This window comes from Leisingera sp. UBA4491 (assembly GCF_002388965.1).
In the GTDB taxonomy this organism is placed as follows: Bacteria; Pseudomonadota; Alphaproteobacteria; order Rhodobacterales; family Rhodobacteraceae; genus Leisingera; species Leisingera aquaemixtae.
In genome coordinates this window covers 11,622-33,408 of sequence record NZ_DGNN01000024.1, presented here as the reverse complement: position 1 = coordinate 33,408, position 21,787 = coordinate 11,622, and the positions used below count along the sequence as shown (strand labels likewise).

The following is a 21,787-nucleotide window of genomic DNA, read 5'->3' as shown; positions in this document are numbered from 1 at the left end:
GCGGCTTGGCTACAGGACATCAATCACGACGGCGGTGATGTTGTCCGCGCCGCCGCCGTCCAGCGCGATCTGGATCAGCCGGTCGCCAACCGTTTCCAGCGGCGTGCTGCCAAGAACATCCGCGAGGATCGCAAAAGTGGCGTATTTGGTCAGCCCGTCAGAGCAGATCAGGAAGCGGTCGCCGGGCACCGTGCCGCCGCGCACCTTGTCGATTTCCAGCGCCTCGCCGACCCCGACGGCCCGGGTGATCGCGTTGGATTGCGGATGCTGGTCGGCCTCGTCCCAAGTCATCTTGCCCGCCAGAACAAACTCCGCCACCGCCGAATGATCTTCGGTCAGCATCTCGATCCGGCCATTGCGCAGCCGGTAGATCCGGCTGTCCCCGGCCCAGAGGCCGACGAAATGCTGGTTCGCCATGATCAGCGCGGCAACGGTTGAGCCGATGGTGCCGCCGCCGCGGGAGGCGGCTTCGGCCCGGATGGCCTGGTGCGCGGTCTGGATCGCGTCCCGCAGCGAATGCATCCGCGCCGCCGGGTCCAGCCCCTGCGGGATCGTCGCAACCGCATCGGCAATCAGGCGGCTGGCGAAGTCGCCAGCCTGGTGTCCGCCCATGCCATCGGCCACCAGCCAGATGTCATGCTCCGGCAGCGCCAGAACGGCATCTTCGTTGATCTTGCGCTTCAGTCCCACGTGGGTCTGCGCGGTATAGCGGTATTTGCGCATCGGGTTCATCATGAGACCCCGGCCCCCTCCCAGACCGTCGCGCCCAGGTCAAACAGCCCGAGCGCCGCGGCGCCTTGCGGCAGACCGCTGCACGCCAGCGTTCGCGGCACCCCGTCCAGAACCGCGGTCCACAGGCTGCAATCCGCCAGCCGGGCGTCATCCGATGCGGCTGTCAGCCTCTCCGCGCCCTGGGCCCCGGCCAGAACCATCGTCATCCCCGCTGCGGCCTCGGCGCCAGCGGCCGGTGCCGCCGGCGCCGGTATCTCTGCGAGTGTCGCCGCCAGGCGGTCCTTGGTCATCGTGTCCTCCAATGCATCCAGCGCCACATCCTCCAGCCGTTCAAATAATGCGGCCTCGCCGAAATGGTACGGCCCCGCCGCCACTTGTCCCGGCACACCCGCACCCGCCATCAGCGTCAGCGGAAACCGGCGCCCCACGCGGTCGACCGATGGCATCATCACGCCCATCACCGCCCCCGCGCCGGCCAGTCCGGCAGGCAAGGTGAACCGCCAGATTGGCGCGGTCATGTAATGCGCGTCAAACCCGGCGCCATAAGCGGCCCTGCCGTCCAGCATGATCTGCTGCAGCCAGGCGTCCCACACCCGGACAAAACCGCCCGGCGTGTTCAGCCGGAAGAAATCCCCGGCTGACGGCATCTTACCGAAGGCCCCGAACCCCGCCATCACATCGACTTCGGGCAGCTGAACTTTGCCATCGCCGGCAGGGCGAAGGGGTTGATGACCGAGCCGGACTGCAGCTCAAACAGCGCCAGCCGGCCGCCCACGCGGAAGTTCACCCGCCGCCGGTCGGACACATTGGTGCGCCGCACCTCTGCCGCGTCCAGCAGCCGAAACCAGGCCCAGGGCCCGTCGCGCGACAGCACGTTCTCGGCATCGCGCTTTTGCGGCAGCAGCGTCAGCCGCGCCAGCCCGACCGAGCCGGGCCAGGTCACCGCCACCGGCGTCGGCGCGCCGGAACGGTGATTGTAAGCCACCTTGGTGCCGTCAATTTCCAGCAGCACCTCCTTGGCCTTGGGATCCAGCGCGTTGACGGTGATCTGGAAGTTCACCGCCGGCTGCGGCCCGTCCGCAAAAAACGCCTCCTTGATCTCGGCCGCATATTGCATCTGCTGCAGCACCGCCGGGCTGATGCCCAGGTCGACGTCATTGACGCGCTTCCAGGTCCAGGGCCGGCTGCGGGTATCGACGTATTTCATCAGATGCTCGTTGAAGAAACTGTCGATCATCCCCTCCGGCGCAAACAGTTTGGCAAAATCCGCCATTGCCACATCGGCCCGCGCCGAGCGGTTGAACGGATAGCGGTTCGCCAGCGCCTGTTCGCAGAACGGCAGCACCGCCGATTGCCAGCGCGCGTTGATCGAGGCGCGGGTGCCCTCGGACGTGATCCCCGATGAGCCCGCCGAGATTTGCGTTGCCCAGCGGGGCAGCGGCCCGCCCATGCGGCTGGCGGTCTGCTGGAACTGCAGCAGGGCCTGGCCGCTCTGGCCGCCGGCAGCCACGCCGGAGAAGGACATCTTGTTCAGCTCCTGATAGACCAGCTGCAGCTGCCCCATCAGGTCATCCAGCTGCGACGGCTGCCCCTCGGGCCGGTTGACCAGATCATAAAGCCACTGGAACCGCTCCTGCACATAGGCCCCCGGCGGCTTGGCTGTCTCTCCCGGCGCATTGGCGGCGGAATTGACCAGCGCCTCCAGCAGGATCTGCCCCTGGATCGACAGGTTCGACCGGGATTCAATCGCCGCAACCTGCTGCGCACCCGCTGCCAGAGAGCCCGCGTCCAGCACCGATTTGTCTTCGTTCAGCCGGGTTTCGTTGCTGACTTCGGTCAGGATGTTGACGATGGGAGAGGTCGGCCCGGACAGCACATTGGTGACTTCCACCGCATGGGACAGCGATTCCAGCGGGATGATGTCGATATCGCCCAGCATCTGGTCATAGCGGCTGATGTAGTCGTTGTAATAAAGGTCCAGCACATCGCGGCTGAGCTTCAGAAGAACCGCCTCATTCTGCGCTGCCTCGCTCTGCTCCCCCAGCACCCAGGCCTCGCGGTGGACGCGTTCGGCAACACTGACCGCCTCCGGCAGGAACACATTGTGGAAGCCGTCATAGGTGAAGATGCCTTCGATCCCATCATTCAGCGGCTTGCCGGAACTGCGCACCAGCACCCGCTTGACCGACGGCCCGCCGACATCGGTGATCCGCCATTTCGGCAGCGCGGTGGCCTGCTGCGAATTCAGGATGCCGTTATAGACCCGCTGCGCCAGCGGCATTTCCGACAGGATGTTCTGCGCCTGGGCGATCAGCGGGCCGTTGAGCGCAATCTCCTCCATCGGCTGCGACAGAAGCGCGGTCAGGTGATCCATCAGATCGGTGCGCAGCTGGGTGCGGGCAATGCCGGGGTAGGCAATGTTTTCCCAGTCCAGCCGCATCCATTCCTTGACCAGATCGGGGTTCATCGGCCCCTGCAGCCCCAGCATCAGGTAGATCTTCAGCGCCTCATAGAGCGTATCGGGGTTGTTCATGTTGCCCTCGATCTGCTGCTCCAGCCGCACCAGCAGCCGCGGCAGCAGCCGCTGGTTCAGCGCCGCACGATAGGTCTGTGCGGCCTGGGTGCCGATCACCTCGCCCTGGTACAGGCCATAGGTCATCGCGCGCTCGGGCTCCGGGTCCGACAGCACCGGATTGCCCGGCATGTCGCGCAGGTTGTTCAGCGCCGCCACCACCGGAACCAGGTCGGTGTCGCCCACCGGGCTGGGCGGCAGCTCTGCCGCTGCGGCCTGGTAGGCCGACACTTGACCCTCGGCCTGGGCGATCAGATCGGTGTTCTTGAGATAGGACCGCACCCACAGCGTGCCCATTGCGATAGCCACCAGCACGGTGGCCGCAATCGCAATCCGCCGGGTCCAGCGGTAGCGGCGTTCGACCTTGTCGTCGGCCGACACCAGCCCCGCCTCCGGGAACATCACACCCTCGAACAGCCGGGTCAGGAAGAAACTGCGCCCGGTGCCCTGCCCCGAACCAATCGCCTGCCGACCGATGCCGAAGGTCTGCGCCATGCCCAGCATCAGCCGGTCAATCGGTGTGCCTTCCTGGGTGCCGGAGGTGAAATAGACCCCGCGCAGCATCTGCCGCTGCGCATAGCGGCTGTCCTGAAACACCTCCATCAGGAAGTCGCGCGCCACCGCGCGCATTGACGCCACCTGCGACGGGAAGCCGGCAATCAGCGCCCGGCGCTGATGATCGGTCTCAGTCTGCATCTTCTCCAACAGCTGCGCGTTGATCTGCCCCAGCAGCAGGCCGAACTCCTGGTCAAACGCGGCAATCGGCGGCTCTTCCTTCTTGCCCTTGGGCAGCGGCAGGGTGAACCCCCAGACCTGCTCGCGGTCCTCCTTGCCCAAGGAGTCATGGAACTCCTGGAAGCCGGCAATCAGGTCTGCTTTGGTGAACAGCACATAGACCGGAAAGCGCACGCCCAGCTTCTCGCGCAGTTCCTCCAGGCGGTGGCGCACGGCAGCGGCGTGGCTTTTCTGGGTGATCTCATCCTGCAAGCTGAGGTCGGACAGCGAGATCGCGACGATGGCACCGTTGATCGGCTGCCGCTTGCGGTACTTTTTCAAGAGCCCCAGGAAGCCCAGCCAGGCCGCATTGTCGGCCTCCGCATCGCTTTCCTGCGTGGTATAGCGCCCGGCGGTGTCGATCAGCACTGCCTCATTGGTGAACCACCAGTCGCAATTGCGGGTGCCGCCAACGCCGCCAATGGCGGCCTTGCCCATCTTCTCGGCCAGCGGGAACTGCAGGCCGGAGTTCACGATCGCCGTGGTCTTGCCCGCACCCGGCGGGCCGATCATGATGTACCACGGCAGGTCATTCAGGTGGCGCCGCCCGCCCTTGGACTTGCGCAGCTCCTTCATCGCGTCCTTGAACTTGCCGCGCAGCTCGCCGATTTCCTCGGACAAGACATCATCTTCCGAGGTATCGGCCGCCTCGGCCATCTCCTCGGTCATCTCCTTATCCTTGCGGCGGCGGCGCCAGAAGATGAGGCCGATGATGAGGAAATACAGCAGGAAGATCACGCCGATGGCGATCAGCCGCGCCATCACCCCGTCAAACGGGCGCCAGTCGGCGCTGCCGATGAACGGCGCAAAGAACCACACGCAGGCCGACAGCACCGCGGCCAGGATCAGCAGGACGGTGTAGATCGACCGGAACAGGGGAATGATATAACGGCGGATCATCCTTGAACCTCCTGAACCAGCAGGATCTCGATCCTGCGGTTCTTGGCCCGCCCGGCGCGGGTGCTGTTGTCTGCAATCGGTTCCTTGTCGGCGCGGCCCTCGGCCGACAGCCGGTCCGGATCCGTCATGACCTTGGCCATGCCGGCCATCACCGATTTCGCCCGCGCCAGCGACAGCGCCATGTTGGACGGGAACCGCGAGGAACGGATCGGCACGTTGTCGGAATGCCCTGCCACGATGAGCTTGCCCTTTTCGTCATTCAGCGCCTCGGCCACCCGGTTCACCGGGTTGCGGAACGCCTTGCTCAGCTGATCCGAGCCGGAGCCGAACATGCCGGAGCCGGTCAGCCGGATGATGAGCGTATTGCCCTTCTGGAACACCTGCACGATGCCTTCCTTGATTTCCGGCTCCAAGAAGCCGGAGACCTTGGCGACCTGCTCTTCGGTGGTCGGGGCCAGCGGCGGCGGCGGGGGCGGCGGCGCGCGCCGTTCCAGCTGTGCCTTCGGACCGGCGTCGACAATCGACAGCTGCCCCACCACATTCTCGGTCTTGTTCGACAGCATCCAGCTGAGGCCGATGAACTGCAGCGCCAGCACCGCAGCGGTGGCCGCCAGGGTGATCCACACCAGCCGCCAGACCGACAGCGCTTTGAACGGCTTGACGATGCCTTCCCAATGCGGCGACAGATCGCGCTCGACGGGGCCGCGCTGGTTGCGGATGATCCGGGCCAGCGCGCCGCGGATCTGCAGATGCTTCTCGGAGCCGCCCTGCTCCACCCGCAGACGGCCCTCAAACCCCAGCGACAGGCACATATAGAGGAATTCGAGCATGTCGATATTGGCGCCCGGCTCCTTCTCCAGCCGCGCCAGCAGGTCATAGAACCGGTCGCCGCCCACCACCTCGCGGTGGAAGGTCGCGACCATCGACTGCAGTCCCCAGGAGGACTGCCCGCCCCAGGGCGTGTTCAGCACCACATCGTCCAGCGTCGCACACAGCGCATAGCGCGCGACCTTCACGGTCTGCGCCGGAATTCCTGCCTGCAGCGCGCGGTTTTCGAACGCGCGCACCTCCGCCACCACGCTTTTGCGCAGCGCGTCCGGGTCCATGTGCTGCGCCCGGTTGCGGATGCGGGAAATCAGCGCAAACAGGGTTGCGGCGCAGGCGGTCAGCTGGTTCATCCCCGTCAGCGCCATCTTCGGCGCCTTGGCCCCGCCCGCCGCAGCCTGCGGCCTCGGCGCTGCCGCCTGCGGCACGCCATAGGCATCCAGATCCGGATCCGCGGGCTGCGGCGGCGCCTCTGGCTGCTGCATCGGTGTGGCGCTGCGCCGCCCGCCCGGGTTCGGCTTGATCACCGTCTTGTCGGTATCCCCCGGTTCGGCAAAGGGATCGTCATAATCAGCCATCTCAGCGCCTTCCCTTATGCATTACGGATCGCCCAAAGCTCCATCTTGAGCCCCGGATACTGGCCCGACACATGCACCGCGATCCCGCCGGAAGTGGTCATCTTGCGCCAATAGGGGCTGTCCGCATCCATCTCGAAGTAGACCACGCCGGAATGATAGGGGATCTGCCGCGGCGCCACTGGAAGCGGGCGCAGGGTGATCCCCGGCAGCGCCGAATTCACCAGCTGGCGGATTTCCTCGACGGGCCCGATCTTGGCCTGACCCGAGAAATGCTTGCGCACGTCCTCGGCCGGGATGTCGGCACTGACCGCCAGCACAAAACCGGCGTTGCCCAGCAGTTTGCGGTCGGCAATGACTCCCACCGAGATACCGTATTTGCGCGCCTCCAGCTTGATCGGAATCGCGTTCTGCTCCAGCACCGAGCTCAGATACTGCCGCAGCACCCGGATCACCGGCGCAAAACACGCAACCAGATTGTCATGGGTATAGGGCGGAAACTCCGGCGCCTGTTTGTCTGACGACATGAACACCGACAACTCCCCCGCCAGTCCGGCGCACAGGGTGAACAGGCGTTCGGGGTGCAGGTTCTCGATATTGCGCAGATGGCGCACCTGCGGCAGCAGCCGGTTCACCACCGTCAGCAGCATGAAATCCGACACATCCGCCACCCCGCGGGCGCCGCCGGCCTCGGACAGGCGGCCTGCCAGCGCTTCCATCCGGTGCGCCAGCAAGCCCTCCAGCTCCCGCAGGAAGCCGTTCAGCGCAGGCGCCGCGCGCACATCCAGGCAGGACGGTATAAAGGCCTGATCCAGCACGATCTCTTTGTCCGGGCGCACCTCGATGATGCGCGCGACCGGGATCGCCAGCAGGTCGGCCAGATCATCCACCTCCAGCGCGAACTGCAGGCGCATCTTGCCCACGTCCAGCTGCACCGGCTTGCGCTCGGAGGAGGTGACGTCGGTCACTTCCTGCTTGTCCGGGCGCAGGCGGCTGGCGGAGCGCTCGGCACCGCTCAGGTCGACCTCGACCGCCCCCTGGCGCCGCTGCGGCACGGTCAGGTAGACGATGCAATCCTTGACCGTTGACGGCACCTCCAGCGCCGGCGGATGCGGATCCGCCATCGGCACCCGGAACACCGTGCCGTCATGGGTCAGCCCCTCGCAGGACTTGACCGCAAACTGGCCGATCTTCAGCGCCTCGTGGTCAATCTCCAGCCCGTTCACGCCCCAGGCATACGGGCTGAGCCGCCGCGCCAGACCGGCCACCAGCGCCTCGTTGTAACGGTCGGACTGCTGGAAGTGATGCGGCTGCAAAAACAGCCCCTCCGTCCAAAGTACCTTGCTGTCCCAGGACACCGGGATCTCCTCTTCCTTGCAGGCGCGCGCCAGCGGCGCGGCTCTTATCCGTCCTTCAGCCTGTCCAGCTGCTGCTTGTAAGCCCGCGCGAATTCGCGGCTGAACAGGTCGTGAAAATCATTCTCAGCCTGGTCGGAAATCTCCGCATAAAGCTGCTCGTAAACGTCCCAGTAACGGGCCTTCTTGCCGCGCAGGAGGCCGCTGAGGCCGCCCTTGTCCTCAATCTGCGCCTCCAGCGCCTTGGGGTCGAGCCGCTTCAGAACGCCCTTCAGCGCCGCCTCCATGCCGGTGACCATCGCCACCTCATGCGCCTTGATGTCTTTCAGCGCCTCCTCGGCGGCTGTTTCCGGGCTGAGATAGCCCTTGGTCGCCGGGCGCACCATCGCCTCGACCGCCTGCTCCGGCGTGATCGAGAACTTCAGCGGATTGTTCCCGCCGGCCGAAATCATCGTCTGCTCGATGCGGAACTCCGACTTGATCGAGGTCCGCGTCATCAGAATTTCCCGCAACCCCGCGACCAGCGTCCGCATCACCCGGCCCATGCGCGCCATGGTGCTGATGTGATCTTCCGGGCCGATGCTGATCTCTGCGCCCGCCCCGCTGAGGAAAGCTTCAATCGCCTCCTGTGCTCCGGCAGAGGGCAGCGCCCGGCTGCCCCCGTCCTGAGAGGGCGGAATTTCCGTTGGCGGCGCAGGCGGAACCTCCTGCGGCGGTGCCGGAGGCGGGGTTTCCTGGGGCGGCTGCGGCGGCACCTCTTGCGGCGGCTGCGAAGGCGGCACCTCCTGCGGCGGCGGCGGAACCTCGCGCGGCGGCTCGGGCTGCGGTTCCGGCTCATCCGGTCCGCCGATGCCGGACAGGAACTCGTCGTCCCAATCGTCCGGGATCATGCTCGAATGCGCGGCAGGCGCGGCAAACCCGTCCGAGGCGGTGGGGTTGTGGTTGGCCAGGCTGGCCCCCGCGCCTTCGCGCCCGTCGCTGGTCTTCTGGAAGAACGGATCCTCGTCCTCGCCCAGCGGCGGCAGCAGCTCGTCAATCGGGTCGACCGGGTTCAGCTGCGCGGGCCCCTTCGGCCCCTCGCCCAGCAGGTCATCCAGGAAATCGCCGCCCGGGCCGCCGCTATCCTCAAACAGTTGCAGCGGATCAGGCGCATTGGCGGCGTTGCCGGGCGACACGGGCGCCTGCGCCGCGGGCGCCGCAATCAGCTCCCCGACGTCCATCAGGTCGTCGCGGATTTCCACCACCAGCTCATAATTGCCGATGCACAGCACATCGCCATTGTTCAGCGGTGTCGGCGTCCGGCCCAGCGGGATCTTGGAATAGTTCAGAAAGGTGCCGTTGGAGCTCAGATCGACCACTACCACATTGCCGTTGTGATCCTCGATCACGCAGTGATTGCGCGACAGCATCTGGTCCGGATCGGGCAGCACCAGGTCGCAGCTGGCTCCGCGCCCCACCGTCAGGCTTGGCCCCCGCATCGGAACAGGGGCCGCATCGCCGGGCATCGCGCCCGAGCTTTGAAACTTCAGCGTCACTCCCATGATTGGGCCTAACCTCCCACCAGAACGGTGAATTCACCCTTGACGACCATGCCGCCGCAGGCGGTGTTGTCCAGGATCCGCGCGGTCGGCATATTGTTGATCAGCACCGTCGCCGAGCCCTTGATGATCGGGTGCGGCGACGGCGCCGCCGTGCACATGTCCCCCAAGCGCGCGGCCGGCAGGTTGGCAACCAGCACGGTCACCGCGCAGGGCGGCAGGATCGGCGTCGGCACCGGCAGCACCGGCGGCGGCGGGGTGGAGGGCAGCATGCAGGCATGCAGATCCGTCACCCGGGCCTGTGGCATTCCCATCTGTTACATCCTCCCTGTCAGTCCTGCGCCGCGTGCTGGGGGACTTCGATCACCTGACCTTTGCCCCCGCGCGCGATATCCAGCGCCCGTTCCACCAGAACGCCGCCGTGTTCTTCAAACTTATCAGACAACTGACCCAAGGCCACCATATTCATGGCAAAGGCGGCCGCCTCAGAGGCCCCTGCGGGGGCAGGATATTGGTTCAATTCTCCGGGTCCCAGCGTTCCGGCGGCATAGAGCACCGCCAGCGCGCAATTCACCGTGTCATCATCGACATAGGCATGATCCAGGGTGATCCGCGCCTTGTCGCGGTTTTCCTCGGTGGGCTCGAACACCCAGGCCTCGGACGCCTTCAGCGCGGCCGGGTCCTTGTCCGACCGCGGCCCGATATAGTCCCGTGCGGCGAGGCAGGCCCACCACACCCGTTCCCGCGGCGGCAGCAGCACCGCCAGCACCCGCAACAGATCGACCAGCGCGCCCTTGCGGTCCAGTTCCTCCAGCACCGCCCCGGCCTGCGCCGTCGGCGGCGCCTCCAGCGGCGTCTTCAGGATCACATTTGCCCGCGACAGCAGCTTGGCCACCGGATCGGCGGGCATCTTGACCAGCTTTTCAAATCTTCCCGGCATCTGCACCACCTAGTTGATCATCGTGAGGCCGCCCTTCAGGGTCAGCATGGCCTCGCCTTTCACGGTGGTCATCGGTGCCTTTGCTTCGACCATGCCGGTGCCTTCGATCTTGATCATCGGCCCCTTGATGGTCACGCCGGAATTGTCGATCTTGACCTCTGAGGCCCCCACGGTCAGCTTGATTTCCTGGCCTGCGCTCATCGCGATCTTGCCCGCGGTCACATCGACGGTCAGATTGCCCAGCGACACGGTCTCCGTATGGTTGCCCTGGGCAATCGTTTCGGTCAGGTTGCCGGTGTCGATGTCCAGGGTCATGTTGCCGGTCTGGATGGTCTCCGACTTGTCGCCGGTCTCCACCACTTCGGTGCGGTCGCCCTGATGCACGGTTTCCGTCATGTGCTGCTGGACGGTGAACACATAGCTCTTTTCATCCGCAGACGTAACCTCCGGATCGGGCGCATCCAGGCCAACCGTCACCGTCGAGCGGTCCTTGACCAGCATCTGGTGATCCTTTTGCGCCTGCACCCGCATCAGTTCGCTGTCCTTCTTGTCGTCGAACATCAGCTCGTTATAGCCGCCGCCGCCCTTGGAGGAGTTGGTCTTGATCCCCAGCTGGGTCTGATCGTCCGGGTAGGTATAGGGCGGCATCGTTTCGGCATTGTAAAGCATGCCCGTGCAGATCGGCCGGTCCGGGTTGCCATCCTCGAACTGGATTACAACCTCCTGCCCCATCCGCGGGATGGCCACCATGCCCCAGTTCTTGCCGGACCAGGGCGTCATCACCCGCACAAAGCAGGAGGACGTCTCGTTCTTCTTGCCCTCCCGGTCCCAGTGGAACTGGATCTTGATGCGCCCGTGCTCATCGGTCCAGATCTCCTCGCCGCTCTGGCCGACCACGGTTGCGGTCTGCAGCCCCTGCACCTCAGGCCAGGGGGTCACCAGCGGCGCCCGGAACTGTTCGGATTTCAGGATCGCACCGAAGGTCGAGGCATAAACGTCGTGCTCCATCTCCGCCGGCACATCCATGTTCTTCGCCTTCAGATCGCGGCGCATTGCGCCTTTGGTGGCGACCTCCTTCCGCTTCTGGCTTTCCCGCTCGCCGTAATCCCAGGCCACCTTGATGTGATGCTCCGCATCAATCACCAGGTATTCCTTGTTATTCTCGCTCACCGGGTGCTCCTTCATGGTGAAGGTGCAGCCGGTGACCAGCGTCGGCACGCTGGAGGCGCCGCGCCAGCGAATGTGCCTGATCGCCTCCGCCTCCATCCGCACCCGCGCCAGTTTGGTGCCGAGGGTGGAATCCTTCCGGTAATGGCCCTGGTAGTCGTAGACTTCATAGTCCTTGTAGGAATGCTTGCCCTTGGCAATTGCCGAGGTGGCCTTGAGATCCGCCGATGGCGTCAGGAAATCAAAATCGTTCAGCGTGACCTTGCCGCGGGTCACGCGCTCATCCTTGGTCCACTCGGAGATATGCTCCTCGCGCCGCCGGTCGCTGTCGTCGCGGGCGTGGAACTCGACAGTTGATCCGCCGTTGATCGGGGAATGGCCGCTGACCCCGTCGCACAATATCAGCTTTTCGCGCGTGGTTTCGCCAACCGGGCTCTCGAAATAGTAATAGATCCCCTCTTCCTCCATCAGGCGGCACAGGAAATCAAAGTCGCTCTCGCGGTACTGCAGGCAGTATTCGCGTGTGGTATAGCTGTCGCTCAGCTTGTCCGTGAAATCACTGAAACCGTATTCGCTGAACAGCTGCTTGATGATCTCGACCGTGGTCTTGTCCTGATACACCCGCAGATCGCAGGTCCGCGTCAGCATCCAGAACCAGGGGCGCACTTCGGCCACGAACATCTCATAGCCGTTGCGGAACCCCAGATGCTCGACCGAGACGCAGATACCGTTGAACTGATGCTCCGTCTGCTGGCGCATCACATGCACGTTCATCTGCTTGCCGACCAGGTCCTCCAGCTTGGGCTGGGCCTTGGTGGCGGCAAACTCGATGGTAGTCTCGGTCAGCTTGCTCAGCCCCTCACGCACGATGGCCCGGCTCATCATCAGGCCGTCGGTGGCATAAGTCCCCGACATCCAGACGAGGTCGTTTTCATGGCCCTTGCTTACAACCATGTCTCCTCCTTTCCGCGACGGGAACCGGTCCGGTAATCGCCGGCAGTGTTCTCAAACATACGCATCACAAATCATCCAAAAGCGCGGCGAGCTCTGCATCCATTTCCTCGCCGCCGTCATCGTCATCCTCATCGCCGTCATCCCCAAACGACGACAAAAGGTCATCCAGATCATCTAGGCCGCCGTCCTCAGCGTCGAAATCCAGGCCGCTCAGATCCAGGCCGTCGTCATCTTCCCCGAGGTCCAGATCATCCAGGCCGAAATCGCCGCCATCATCGCCCCGCAGGTCCAAATCGTTATCATCGCCGCCGCCCGCAGGAACCGGCGGTTCCGGCAGCCCGCGCGGGTCCGGCGGCGAAGGCTCAGGCGCCGGCAGTCCGGTCCAGGGCCCCAGGATCTGGCTGCCCTTCAAGGAGTTGAAGGAGGTCAGCCGCACCTCGTCCCGTCCCTTGACCGCGCTCACCGCCATGAACCCGCGCTCCTGCGCCATCGCAATCTTGTTCAGGTCGATATTGCGCTCCGTGCAGGGCAGCGCCACCTGGTCGCCAAACCTGTCGCTCACATAATGATAGGGCATTCCCCCCAAAGACATGATCTTGCCCAGTTGCAGCGATGGGCCGAACTCCTTGAAGGACCGGCCCAGTAGGATCGCCACCAGCACCACCGGATTGGCCCAAAGCATACCCTTCAGGCCTTCCGTTTCGGTAAACTCCTCAAAATCAAACTCATAGCAGGGTTCGGTTTTCTCACCATAGGGGCGCCGCAGCAAGAACCGCGGGCTGACCAGCCCCAGATGCCCAGCCTCCGCCATGCCCTGCAGCGTGTCCCAGGCCTCCGCCACCAGCTTGGGCCGTTCCGCCTTGGGCGTTTTCAGGAACTCCGGCGAAATGGACGCAAAGAACGGCGCATCCACATGCGCCGCCACCCGCGCGATCCGGCCCAAAAGCTCTGCATGCGGCGGGGTTTCCTCGAACTGATACATGCCGATCAGCACCGAATAGCCGCCGCGCCCGTTTTCCTCGTCCAGCGGCTCCTCCGTCAGCAGCCGCACCAAGCCGGTTCTGGACAGATCGTCCTCCGCCGCCAGATCCGCCGCCAGCTCCTCTGCCGAGATGTCATACAGCATCACATCCAGCGTATCGTCCGCCTCGATCGAGCGCGCCATCAGATCCAGCGAGCGCCACTGCGCTTCGACCGACTGGAACTCCGGATGATGCAGCACCAGCCGCATCGCATCAGACAAGGCCTCATCCACCGCCTTCTGCATCGCCGCCAGGTCCGGGTCCGGCAGCGCCCGGATATGCGGGCCGACAACTCGCGCCAGCAGGTCCTCCACCGGCGAGGCCGCACGCGGGGTGATGCCGGTATCTTTGATCAGCTGCTGAAAGGCGCTCAGCCGCTTGTCCGCAGGCACCGCATTCCCTGCCGAGGTCCGCTTGGGCGCCCGCGCCTTGGTGCCGTATTTCTCCGCCCAGGCCTTCAGCGTTTTTGCGGCGTGATCCGCGGTTGCCCCGCTCTGCAGCTGCTTGCGCAGGCCCGCCAGCTCGGAAAACAGCTCCACGTTTTCATAGAGTTCATCCGGATGCAGACCGTCCAGATCCTCCAGCTTCACCGCAATCCCGGCGCCCTGTTTGCCAATCGGCAGCACCAGTTCGGTGGCAAAGCGCTCGATCACATCCTCAACCGTATCCGGGTCCAAGAGGATCGCCTTGCGTGCCGCCAGCGCATCGCCGGTTTCCAGCTGCCCCTTGGCCGCTCTCCCTGAAAAATCGCCCATAACGGCCACCCGGAACCGCTTGCGCGCCAGCTTCTGCGCGGCAGGCCGCTCCGCGCTCATGGTGCCATAGGCAAACTCCGGTTCGTCCGAGAGTTCCGCCCCGGCAGTCTCTGCCGCTGGCGCGTTGCCGCCGTCGTCCAGATCCCCCAACAGCGCATCCAGATCATCGCTGCCATCCCCGGCGGTGTCCTCATCGTCATCGCCAAGACCGCCAAGAAGATCATCCAGGTCCACGTCCCCGTCATCGCCCATCAGGCTGTCCAGATCCGCATCCGCGTCCCCCAGCCCGCCCAGCAGCGCATCGAGGTCATCTTCGGCGCTTTCCGCGCCGTCCGCCTCTTCAGCGTCCGCTTCTTCACCAAGACCGGCCAGAAGGCTGTCCAGATCACCGTCGCCGTCCTCGTCGCTGCCAAGGCCGCCCAGCAGGTCATCCAGGCTGGCATCCTCGCCGGCCTCATCCTCATCCAGCCCGCCCAGCAGCTCGTCCAGATCATCACCGTCAGCGTCGCCGGACTTTTCGCCGCCATCGTCATCCAGACCGCCCAGCAAATCATCAAGTCCGCTGTCCCCGGCATCCTCCCCGGCGTCCTCTACCGTCTCGTCCAATCCGCCCAGCAAGGCGTCCAGATCATCACCACCGTCTTCTTCGGCGGCCTCATCATCAGCCAGAAGCGCGTCCAGATCGGCGCTGTCCACCTCTTCCCCGGCGTCCAAGCCGCTGAGAAGATCATCCAAACCGCTATCCTCTGCCGCGTCCTCTGCAACCGCTTCGTCCGCCGCATCGCCCAACAGTGTATCTGGATCGCTCTCCGTGTCTTCCTCCGCATCCAGACCGCCCAGCAGACTGTCCAGATCGTCATCCTCATCCAGCCCGCCGGCCAAAAGCGCATCCAGATCCGCATCACCGCTGTCTGTGTCCTCCGCCTCGTCTGCCCCTGCGAGTTCCGCCAGCACATCAGCGGTGTCTTCCTCGGCCTCGTCTTCCAGCACGCCGCTGCCGAGGTCCGCGAGCAGATCATCCAAGCCGCTGTCTACACCCTCCTCGTCTTCCGGCGCCTTCAGCGTGTCGAGCGCTGCAGTCAGGCCATCTTCACTGGTCTCTTCATCCGGCGCGTCAAGGCCGCCCAGGATATCGTCCAGATCCGTCTCATCCTCCGGATCGCCTTCCGGCAGATCATCCGCCAAACCAGCCAGAACATCCCCGGCGGCGTCCGCTTCTTCGGTCTCTTCCGGTGCTTCCAGGCTGTCCAGAACGGCGCTCAGATCTTCTTCTTCGGGCGCGTCGTCCGGCGCGGCATCCAGCAATCCCTCAAGAATGTCCTCCGCTCCACCGTCATCCGCGTCCTCAATCCCGGCAGCGGCCAGACTTTCCAGCGCATCCTCTGTTTCGCTGGCGGCGTCTTCCTCTTCGGCTGCATCCTCCAGCAGACTGCCAAGCACGTCTTCCAGACCGTCCTCTTCCTCAGCATCCGGAACTGCTGCATCCGCCAGGCTCTCCAAGGCCGACGCGGCCTGCGCGCCGCTGTCTTCCTCAGCCTGTTCCAGATCGGCCAGCCCGCTCAGCACGCCGGAGACATCTTCCTCCGCGTCTTCGGAAACCTCCACGGCAGCCAAGCTTTCCAGCGCCGCCCCTGCAGCGTCTTCAGCCTCGTCCTCCACCTCGGCCGGGGCGAGCCCCTGCAGTACCGCAGAATGATCCTCCTCCACAGCGGCCTCCGGCACATCCAGATCCGCCAGCGCGTCCAGCACGCCCGAAGCGTCCTCCGCCGCGGTCTCAGCAATCTCAACCGCCGCAAGGCTCTCCAGCGCCGCGCCAGCGGCATCCTCCCCGGCAGTCTCCTCAGGTTCTTGCGCCGCCAGCCCGGCGAGCCCAGCGCCGGACGTATCCTCTTCCGCATCGGGCATTTCTGCCTGCGCCAAGCCTTCCAGCACGGCGCCCGTCTGATCGCTCTCTCCGGCGTCCGGAACCCCCGCAGCAGCCAGCGAGGCCAGCGCCTCCCCGGCTTCATCGCCCTGGTCTTCGTCTTCTGGTGCCGCCGCACTCAGGCCGGCCAGCACATCCGCTGCACCATCATCTGCTTCCGGCTCCTCACGCGCTGCCGCCCGCAGCCCTGCCAGAACGCCGCCCGCAGCATCCTCTGCCTCAGCGTCCTCCGGGGCCTGTGCGGCAAGCCCCGCCAGCACGTCACCCGTGGTGTCCGCCTGCGCCTCCGGAAGCTCCAGAGTGCGCAAGGAGTCGAGCGCCGCCGCGGTCTGAGCATCCGCCGCCGGCGCCGACACCGCAGCCAGCAGCGACGGGTCGTTAAGGATCGTCTCGATCAGCGCCTCGGCCCCGGTCTTGCCGTCCATATAGGCCATCAGGTTCTGCAACTGGGTGCGCGCCTCCAGCAGCGGCCGCAGCGCATCGACCTTGGCGGCAATGGCACCGGGCGAGAAATCGGCGAGGCTCTCAAACGTCAGATCAACCGAAAGATTGCCGTCGCCGGTCAGCGTGTTGGGCACGGTGAAGGCGGCGCGCGGCGCCAGCCCCTTCATCCGCTCATCGAAGTTGTCGGCGTCGATTTCCAGGAATTTGCGGTCTGCAATCGCGGGCTGTTCGACCTTGGATTTCCCCAAAAGATCGCTCATCACCCCCATCACAAAGGGCAGCTGCACCTTCTTCTCGGCGCCATAGAGCTCCACATCATATTCGATCTGAACGCGCGGCGCCCGGTTGCGGGCGATGAATTTCTGCGAGCTGTCAGCCATTGCCCTGCCCTTTCATTTCCGCGATCTCAGCCCTGAGCGCCTTGATCTGCTCATGCAGCTCCAGGACATGGGCATCGACAACGTCCGTTTCCGATTTCACCAAGTCCCGCAGCTTCTCGAACTCCGCCTCGGCCTCAGCCTCCACCGCCGACTGCATGGTGTTGACCAGAAGGCCGATAAACAGGTTCAGGACCGAGAAGGCGGTGATCACGATGAAGGGCACAAAGAACGACCAGGCAAAGGGGAACTCCTCCATCACCGGGCGCACGATGCCCATCGACCAGCTTTCCAGCGTCATGATCTGGAACAGCGAATAGAGCGACCGGCCCAGAGTGCCAAACCATTCGTCAAAGGCCTGCCCGTACATCATCGTTGCCATCACGCCGAAGACGTAAAACACGATGGAGATCATCACGATCACCGCGCCCATGCCCGGCAAGGCATCCAGCAGCGCCTGCACCACCGCGCGCATCTGCGGAATGACCGACAGCAGGCGCAGGGCACGCACCACCCGCAGGCCGCGCAAGGCCGACAGGCCCTGGCTGTCCGGCAGCAGCCCGAAAGAGACCACAACCAGGTCAAAGATGTTCCAGGCAGAGGAGAAGAACCGCAACCCATAGGCAAACAGCTTCAGCGCCAGCTCCAGCACAAAGATGGTCAGAACCGCGGTGTCGATCACATCCAGCAGCCCGCCCGCATGCGCCCGCACCGCGGCAGAGGTGCCAAGGCCCAGGGTGATGGCGTTAAAGATGATGATGCCAAGAATGGTATTCGTCACCCAGGGGCGCTCGACGAATTCGCGGGCGCGGTCCCGAAGCGTCATGCCGGTGCTGGCCTGGGTTTCCACTGGTCTTCTCCCTGTCTGCGGCCCGGCCGGCTTTGGGCCGGGCCATTGCTTTGCCGGTCCGGATCAGGCGACCGCCTTGCTGACGTTGTCCACCAAGGTCTTGACGGTTTTGATTGCGCCCATCAGCGTGGCCGCTTCCGAGGCAATCGACTTCTTGTCCAGCTCCTTAAGCTTTTGGATCGTCGTCTGGTCGTCGATCTTCATGCCGTTGCCCTCCATCAGGGCCTGCATTTCCTCCAGATAGGCTTCGCGCTCCTTCAGCTTGGCGGCCAGTTCGCTGGCGGCGCGTTTCAGAGTCATGCATTCCGCGCCCAGTTTGACGCCTTCTTTCAGGGTTTTCGACGCGCGCACCTTCTTCATCAGCTTGTCCGCCGAAACGCCCAGGCTGTCGGTCTTGCCGCGCGTCTTGGTGGTGTGCTCGCGGTAGGCTTTGCGCGCTTTCTCAGCGTCATTCACCTTGGCCGAGATCCCCTTGACGGTGGCATCCAGCAGGTTCTTGGCGATGGATTTGGCGTCCTTGCCCTTGGTCACCTCATCGCCCATCGCCAGCGCCTTGGCGGTCAGCTTCTTGATCGCCTCAATCGGCTTCTTCACCGAAATCCCCGACGTGTCGGTGATCCCCTGCCGCTCCGCCGCCTGCATCAGAACGGTGCCGCGCAGGGTGATATAGGCCTGGATCCCGGTATACAGATCCTTGCGCAGCTTGGCCTCGTTCTTGAGCTGCTGATTGATCTCCAGCCCCAGCTTCACAACCTCCGTCACGATGGTCTTGTAAGAGGTCACATCCGCCCCGGAGGTCGCCACCAGCTTGGCCACGGAGCCTGCGATCTTGATCGTGCCCAGCCCGACCTTGAGCGTGGTCTTGACCCGCGCCTCCTTCAGCAGCTTGTCGCCCTGGGCTTCCTTCTTGAGCCGCGCTTCGATGGCTTTCTGGGCGGCCCCTTCCGCCGAATCCATCGCGTTCTTGATCGAGGCGTTGGTCGCCTGGATCATCTTTTCCGCTTCTTTCTGCGCCGCCGCCCCGGGCGTCTCCATCAGCTTGCCGACCTTGGCGTCCAGCTTCACCGCCTCTTCGGTGATCACCTTCTCATAGCGCTCCAGCTCGACCATGCCGGCTTCTTCCAGGCGCTTCAGTTTGGTCGAGGGCGCCGGATCCGGCTTTTTCAGCGTGCCCGTGGTGGTGACTTCAAGCTCCACATCGACCCGGTATTTCGGGATCTCGATGTATTGCAGCTTGGGCTTGGACCGCACCAGATCAACGACATAGAACTTATGCTTAACGGTTGTTGTCTTGGCCATCAGGTCTCTCCCTTGTGACTGTTTAATTTCAATGCGCAGGCCGGTTGTCTGGCACCGCGTTACTCAAACGCATAGGAAAACTCGCCGTCCGTGACGCCGATATCGACCTTCTTGACCTCCGTGCCCTCAATAAGGCGGCGCAGGAATTCGTTGGAGATATCCGGCAGCATCGAATTGGTGACAATGGCGTCGATCATCCGGCCGCCGGACTCCAGCTCCTGGCAGCGCTCGACAATCTTGTCGACCACGGCATCGGAATACACCAGCGGCACCCCGTGCGCCTCCTCGACCCGCTTCTGGATGCGGCCCAGCTGCAGCCTGGTGATCTCGGCGATCATGTCCGGCGACAGCGGGTAATAGGGGATCGTCACCAGACGCCCCAGCAGCGCTGGCGGGAACACCTTCAGCAGCGGATCGCGCAGCGCCTTTGCCATGCCCTCCGGCTCCGGCATCAGATCGGGATCGGAGCACAGATCCATGATCGTCTCGGTGCCGACGTTGGAGGTCAGCAGGATCAGCGTGTTCTTGAAATCTATCACGCGGCCCTCGCCGTCTTCCATCACGCCCTTGTCGAACACCTGAAAGAAAATCTCATGCACATCCGGGTGCGCTTTCTCGACCTCATCCAGCAGCACGACTGAGTAAGGCTTGCGCCGCACTGCCTCGGTCAGCACCCCGCCCTCGCCATAGCCGACATAACCCGGCGGCGCGCCTTTCAAGCTGCTGACAGTATGGGCCTCCTGGTATTCCGACATGTTGATGGTGATGACGTTCTGCTCGCCACCGTACAGCACCTCGGCCAGCGCCAGCGCGGTTTCGGTCTTGCCGACACCGGAGGTGCCGGCCAGCATGAACACACCAATCGGCTTGTTCGGGTTGTCGAGGCCTGCCCGGCTGGTCTGGATCCGCTTGGCGATCATCTTCATCGCGTGGTCCTGGCCGATCACCCGTTTGGCCAGATGCTCCTCCAGGTTCAGGATGGTCTGGATCTCGTCCTTGACCATCCGGCCCACCGGGATGCCGGTCCAGTCGCCCACCACCGAGGCCACCGCCTGATGGTCGACAATCGGCAGGATCAGCGCACTGTCGCCCTGCAGCGCCTCCAGCTCCGCGTTCTTGTCCTTCAGCTCCTGCATCAGCTTGGCGCGTTCCTCATCCGTCAGCGGACTGCCGGCGGCGCCCTCCGCCACGTCGTCCCCGGCATCAGCCGGAGCGTCCACGGGCGCGGCCCCCTCCCGGAGCTTGGCGCGCAGCTCCAGAATGCCTTCGACCACCGCCTTTTCCTTGTTCCAGCGCTCGGTCAGACCGGCCAGCCGCTCCTCCTCGGCAGCCTTGGCGGCCTGCACCGCCTCGCGCCGGTCGGCAACCTCGTAACCGGCAGTCTCGTCGCGGCCGATGATCTCCAGCTCGGTGGTCAGCGCCTCGATCCGGCGCTGGCTGTCGTCGACCTCGGCAGGCACGGCGTGCTGGCTCACCGCCACGCGGGCGCAGGCGGTATCAAGCAGGCTCACCGATTTATCCGGCAGCTGCCGCGCCGGGATATAGCGGGCCGACAGGCTGACGGCAGCCTCGATCCCCTCGTCCAGCACTTGCACCCGGTGGTGCTGTTCCAGCATCGAGGCAATGCCCCGCATCATCAGAACCGCCTTCGGGATACCCGGCTCATCCACCTTAACCACCTGGAAGCGGCGGGTCAGCGCGGGATCTTTCTCGATGTATTTCTTGTACTCGGCCCAGGTCGTCGCGCCGATGGTGCGCAGGGTGCCGCGCGCCAAGGCCGGTTTCAGCAGGTTGGCCGCATCGCCGGTGCCCGCCGCGCCCCCTGCGCCCACCAGCGTGTGGGTCTCATCCACGAACATCACAATCGGCACCGGGCTGGCCTGCACCTCGTCAATCACCTGGCGCAGGCGGTTCTCGAACTCGCCCTTCATGCTGGCACCGGCCTGCAGCAGCCCCACATCCAGGGCCAGCAGCCGCACGTCGTGCAGGGCCGGCGGCACATCACCGCGCGCGATCCTGAGCGCAAAGCCCTCGACCACCGCGGTCTTGCCCACCCCGGCCTCGCCGGTCAGGATCGGGTTGTTCTGGCGCCGCCGCATCAGGATATCAACGATCTGGCGGATTTCCTCGTCCCGCCCCACGATCGGGTCGATCTCGCCATTGCGGGCCTGCTCGGTCAGGTCGGTGCAGAACTGTTCCAGCGCCTCGCCCTTGCCCATCGCACCCGGCGCCATCGCGCCGGACGCCTCGCCCGGCTCCGCCCCGCCGCCGGTGACGTTGGAGCCGTCCTGCGCCCCCAGCCGTTCCTCCGGCGATCCATCGGTGGCCTCATGGAAGTTGTCCGCCAGATCATCGGCGCCGATCTTCGCCAGCTCCGGCGACATGGTGGACAGAATATTGCGCAGGGCCGGCGTCTTCAAAATGCCCAACAGCAGATGCCCGCTGCGCACCTGGCCGGAGGAATAGAGCAGCGAGCCCCAGACCCAGCCCCGCTCCATCGCGTCCATCAGGTGGTCCGACAGGTCGGAGATCGTCGACGCCCCGCGCGGCAGCATGTCCAGGGCGCGGGTCAGCTCGGCGGCAATCTTGCCCGTGTCCAGATCGTAATGCTGAATGATCCGGTGCAGATCGCTGTCCTGCTGCGCCAGCAGCTGATGCATCCAATGCACCAGTTCGACATAGGGGTTTCCGCGCATCTTGCAGAACACGGTTGCGCTTTCTACGGCCTGGTACCCCAGCTTGTTCAGCTTGCCAAACAGCGCCACGCGGCTGATCTCGGTCATC

At 64.7% G+C, this 21,787-nt stretch carries 13 protein-coding genes and 1 pseudogene; all 14 read right to left on the bottom strand.

The window, feature by feature from the left end; translation table 11 throughout:
- Positions 1–9 precede the first annotated feature (9 nt).
- Positions 10–732 (bottom strand): PP2C family protein-serine/threonine phosphatase, encoded by a 723-nt coding sequence (locus B2P87_RS12750; protein WP_167510305.1) that lies wholly within the window; start codon positions 730–732, stop codon positions 10–12.
- Positions 732–1,406, bottom strand: coding sequence for a type VI secretion system-associated protein TagF (tagF, locus tag B2P87_RS12745; RefSeq protein WP_141892248.1), 675 nt, complete (start codon positions 1,404–1,406; stop codon positions 732–734). Before tagF ends, B2P87_RS12750 begins: the two co-directional genes overlap by 1 nt.
- Positions 1,406–4,978, bottom strand: a complete 3,573-nt coding sequence (tssM, locus tag B2P87_RS12740; RefSeq protein ID WP_141892249.1) for a type VI secretion system membrane subunit TssM — start codon at positions 4,976–4,978, stop codon at positions 1,406–1,408. Before tssM ends, tagF begins: the two co-directional genes overlap by 1 nt.
- Positions 4,975–6,381, bottom strand: coding sequence for a type VI secretion system protein TssL, long form (gene tssL, locus B2P87_RS12735; protein ID WP_141892250.1), 1,407 nt, complete (start codon positions 6,379–6,381; stop codon positions 4,975–4,977). Before tssL ends, tssM begins: the two co-directional genes overlap by 4 nt.
- Positions 6,382–6,395: 14 nt before the next feature.
- Positions 6,396–7,736 (bottom strand): type VI secretion system baseplate subunit TssK, encoded by a 1,341-nt coding sequence (gene tssK / locus B2P87_RS12730; protein ID WP_141892251.1) that lies wholly within the window; start codon positions 7,734–7,736, stop codon positions 6,396–6,398.
- Positions 7,737–7,780: 44 nt separating this feature from the next.
- Positions 7,781–9,274: a type VI secretion system-associated FHA domain protein TagH gene (gene tagH, locus B2P87_RS12725; protein ID WP_167510303.1), complete on the bottom strand. Its 1,494-nt coding sequence runs from the start codon at positions 9,272–9,274 to the stop codon at positions 7,781–7,783.
- 8 nt (positions 9,275–9,282) lie between these two features.
- Positions 9,283–9,585 carry a PAAR domain-containing protein gene (locus B2P87_RS12720; RefSeq protein ID WP_141892252.1) on the bottom strand — a complete coding sequence of 101 codons (303 nt, stop codon included), beginning with the start codon at positions 9,583–9,585 and terminating at the stop codon, positions 9,283–9,285.
- Positions 9,586–9,602: 17 nt separating this feature from the next.
- Entirely contained in the window at positions 9,603–10,211 is a 609-nt protein-coding gene (locus B2P87_RS12715; protein WP_058284721.1) for a DUF6931 family protein, read from the bottom strand.
- A gap of 9 nt (positions 10,212–10,220) precedes the next feature.
- Positions 10,221–12,332 (bottom strand): type VI secretion system Vgr family protein, encoded by a 2,112-nt coding sequence (locus B2P87_RS12710; RefSeq protein WP_141892253.1) that lies wholly within the window; start codon positions 12,330–12,332, stop codon positions 10,221–10,223.
- A gap of 64 nt (positions 12,333–12,396) precedes the next feature.
- Positions 12,397–16,014 (bottom strand): type VI secretion system contractile sheath domain-containing protein, encoded by a 3,618-nt coding sequence (locus tag B2P87_RS20025; protein WP_338034741.1) that lies wholly within the window; start codon positions 16,012–16,014, stop codon positions 12,397–12,399.
- Positions 16,015–16,365: 351 nt separating this feature from the next.
- Positions 16,366–16,857 (bottom strand): annotated as a pseudogene (gene tssB, locus B2P87_RS12700) (type VI secretion system contractile sheath small subunit); the annotation flags it as partial.
- Positions 16,850–17,680: an ion transporter gene (locus B2P87_RS12695; RefSeq protein ID WP_058284722.1), complete on the bottom strand. Its 831-nt coding sequence runs from the start codon at positions 17,678–17,680 to the stop codon at positions 16,850–16,852. The gene B2P87_RS12695 and the pseudogene tssB, both read right to left, overlap by 8 nt.
- A gap of 87 nt (positions 17,681–17,767) precedes the next feature.
- Entirely contained in the window at positions 17,768–19,003 is a 1,236-nt protein-coding gene (locus B2P87_RS12690; protein ID WP_141892255.1) for a hypothetical protein, read from the bottom strand.
- Between the two features lie 59 nt (positions 19,004–19,062).
- A complete protein-coding gene (tssH, locus tag B2P87_RS12685; protein ID WP_141892256.1) occupies positions 19,063–21,786 on the bottom strand; it encodes a type VI secretion system ATPase TssH in 2,724 nt (907 codons plus the stop codon).
- Between the last annotated feature and the right edge of the window lies 1 nt (position 21,787).

Coding starts and splice junctions, on each gene's coding strand:
- B2P87_RS12750 (WP_167510305.1), bottom strand. CDS start 732: ATGAACCCGATGCGCAAATACCGCTATACCGCGCAGACCCACGTGGGA.
- B2P87_RS12715 (WP_058284721.1), bottom strand. CDS start 10,211: ATGCCGGGAAGATTTGAAAAGCTGGTCAAGATGCCCGCCGATCCGGTG.
- B2P87_RS20025 (WP_338034741.1), bottom strand. CDS start 16,014: ATGCCCGATGCGGAAGAGGATACGTCCGGCGCTGGGCTCGCCGGGCTG.
- tagF (WP_141892248.1), bottom strand. CDS start 1,406: ATGGCGGGGTTCGGGGCCTTCGGTAAGATGCCGTCAGCCGGGGATTTC.
- tssM (WP_141892249.1), bottom strand. CDS start 4,978: ATGATCCGCCGTTATATCATTCCCCTGTTCCGGTCGATCTACACCGTC.
- B2P87_RS12710 (WP_141892253.1), bottom strand. CDS start 12,332: ATGGTTGTAAGCAAGGGCCATGAAAACGACCTCGTCTGGATGTCGGGG.
- tssL (WP_141892250.1), bottom strand. CDS start 6,381: ATGGCTGATTATGACGATCCCTTTGCCGAACCGGGGGATACCGACAAG.
- B2P87_RS12695 (WP_058284722.1), bottom strand. CDS start 17,680: ATGACGCTTCGGGACCGCGCCCGCGAATTCGTCGAGCGCCCCTGGGTG.
- tagH (WP_167510303.1), bottom strand. CDS start 9,274: ATGGGAGTGACGCTGAAGTTTCAAAGCTCGGGCGCGATGCCCGGCGAT.
- B2P87_RS12690 (WP_141892255.1), bottom strand. CDS start 19,003: ATGGCCAAGACAACAACCGTTAAGCATAAGTTCTATGTCGTTGATCTG.
- B2P87_RS12720 (WP_141892252.1), bottom strand. CDS start 9,585: ATGGGAATGCCACAGGCCCGGGTGACGGATCTGCATGCCTGCATGCTG.
- tssH (WP_141892256.1), bottom strand. CDS start 21,786: ATGACCGAGATCAGCCGCGTGGCGCTGTTTGGCAAGCTGAACAAGCTG.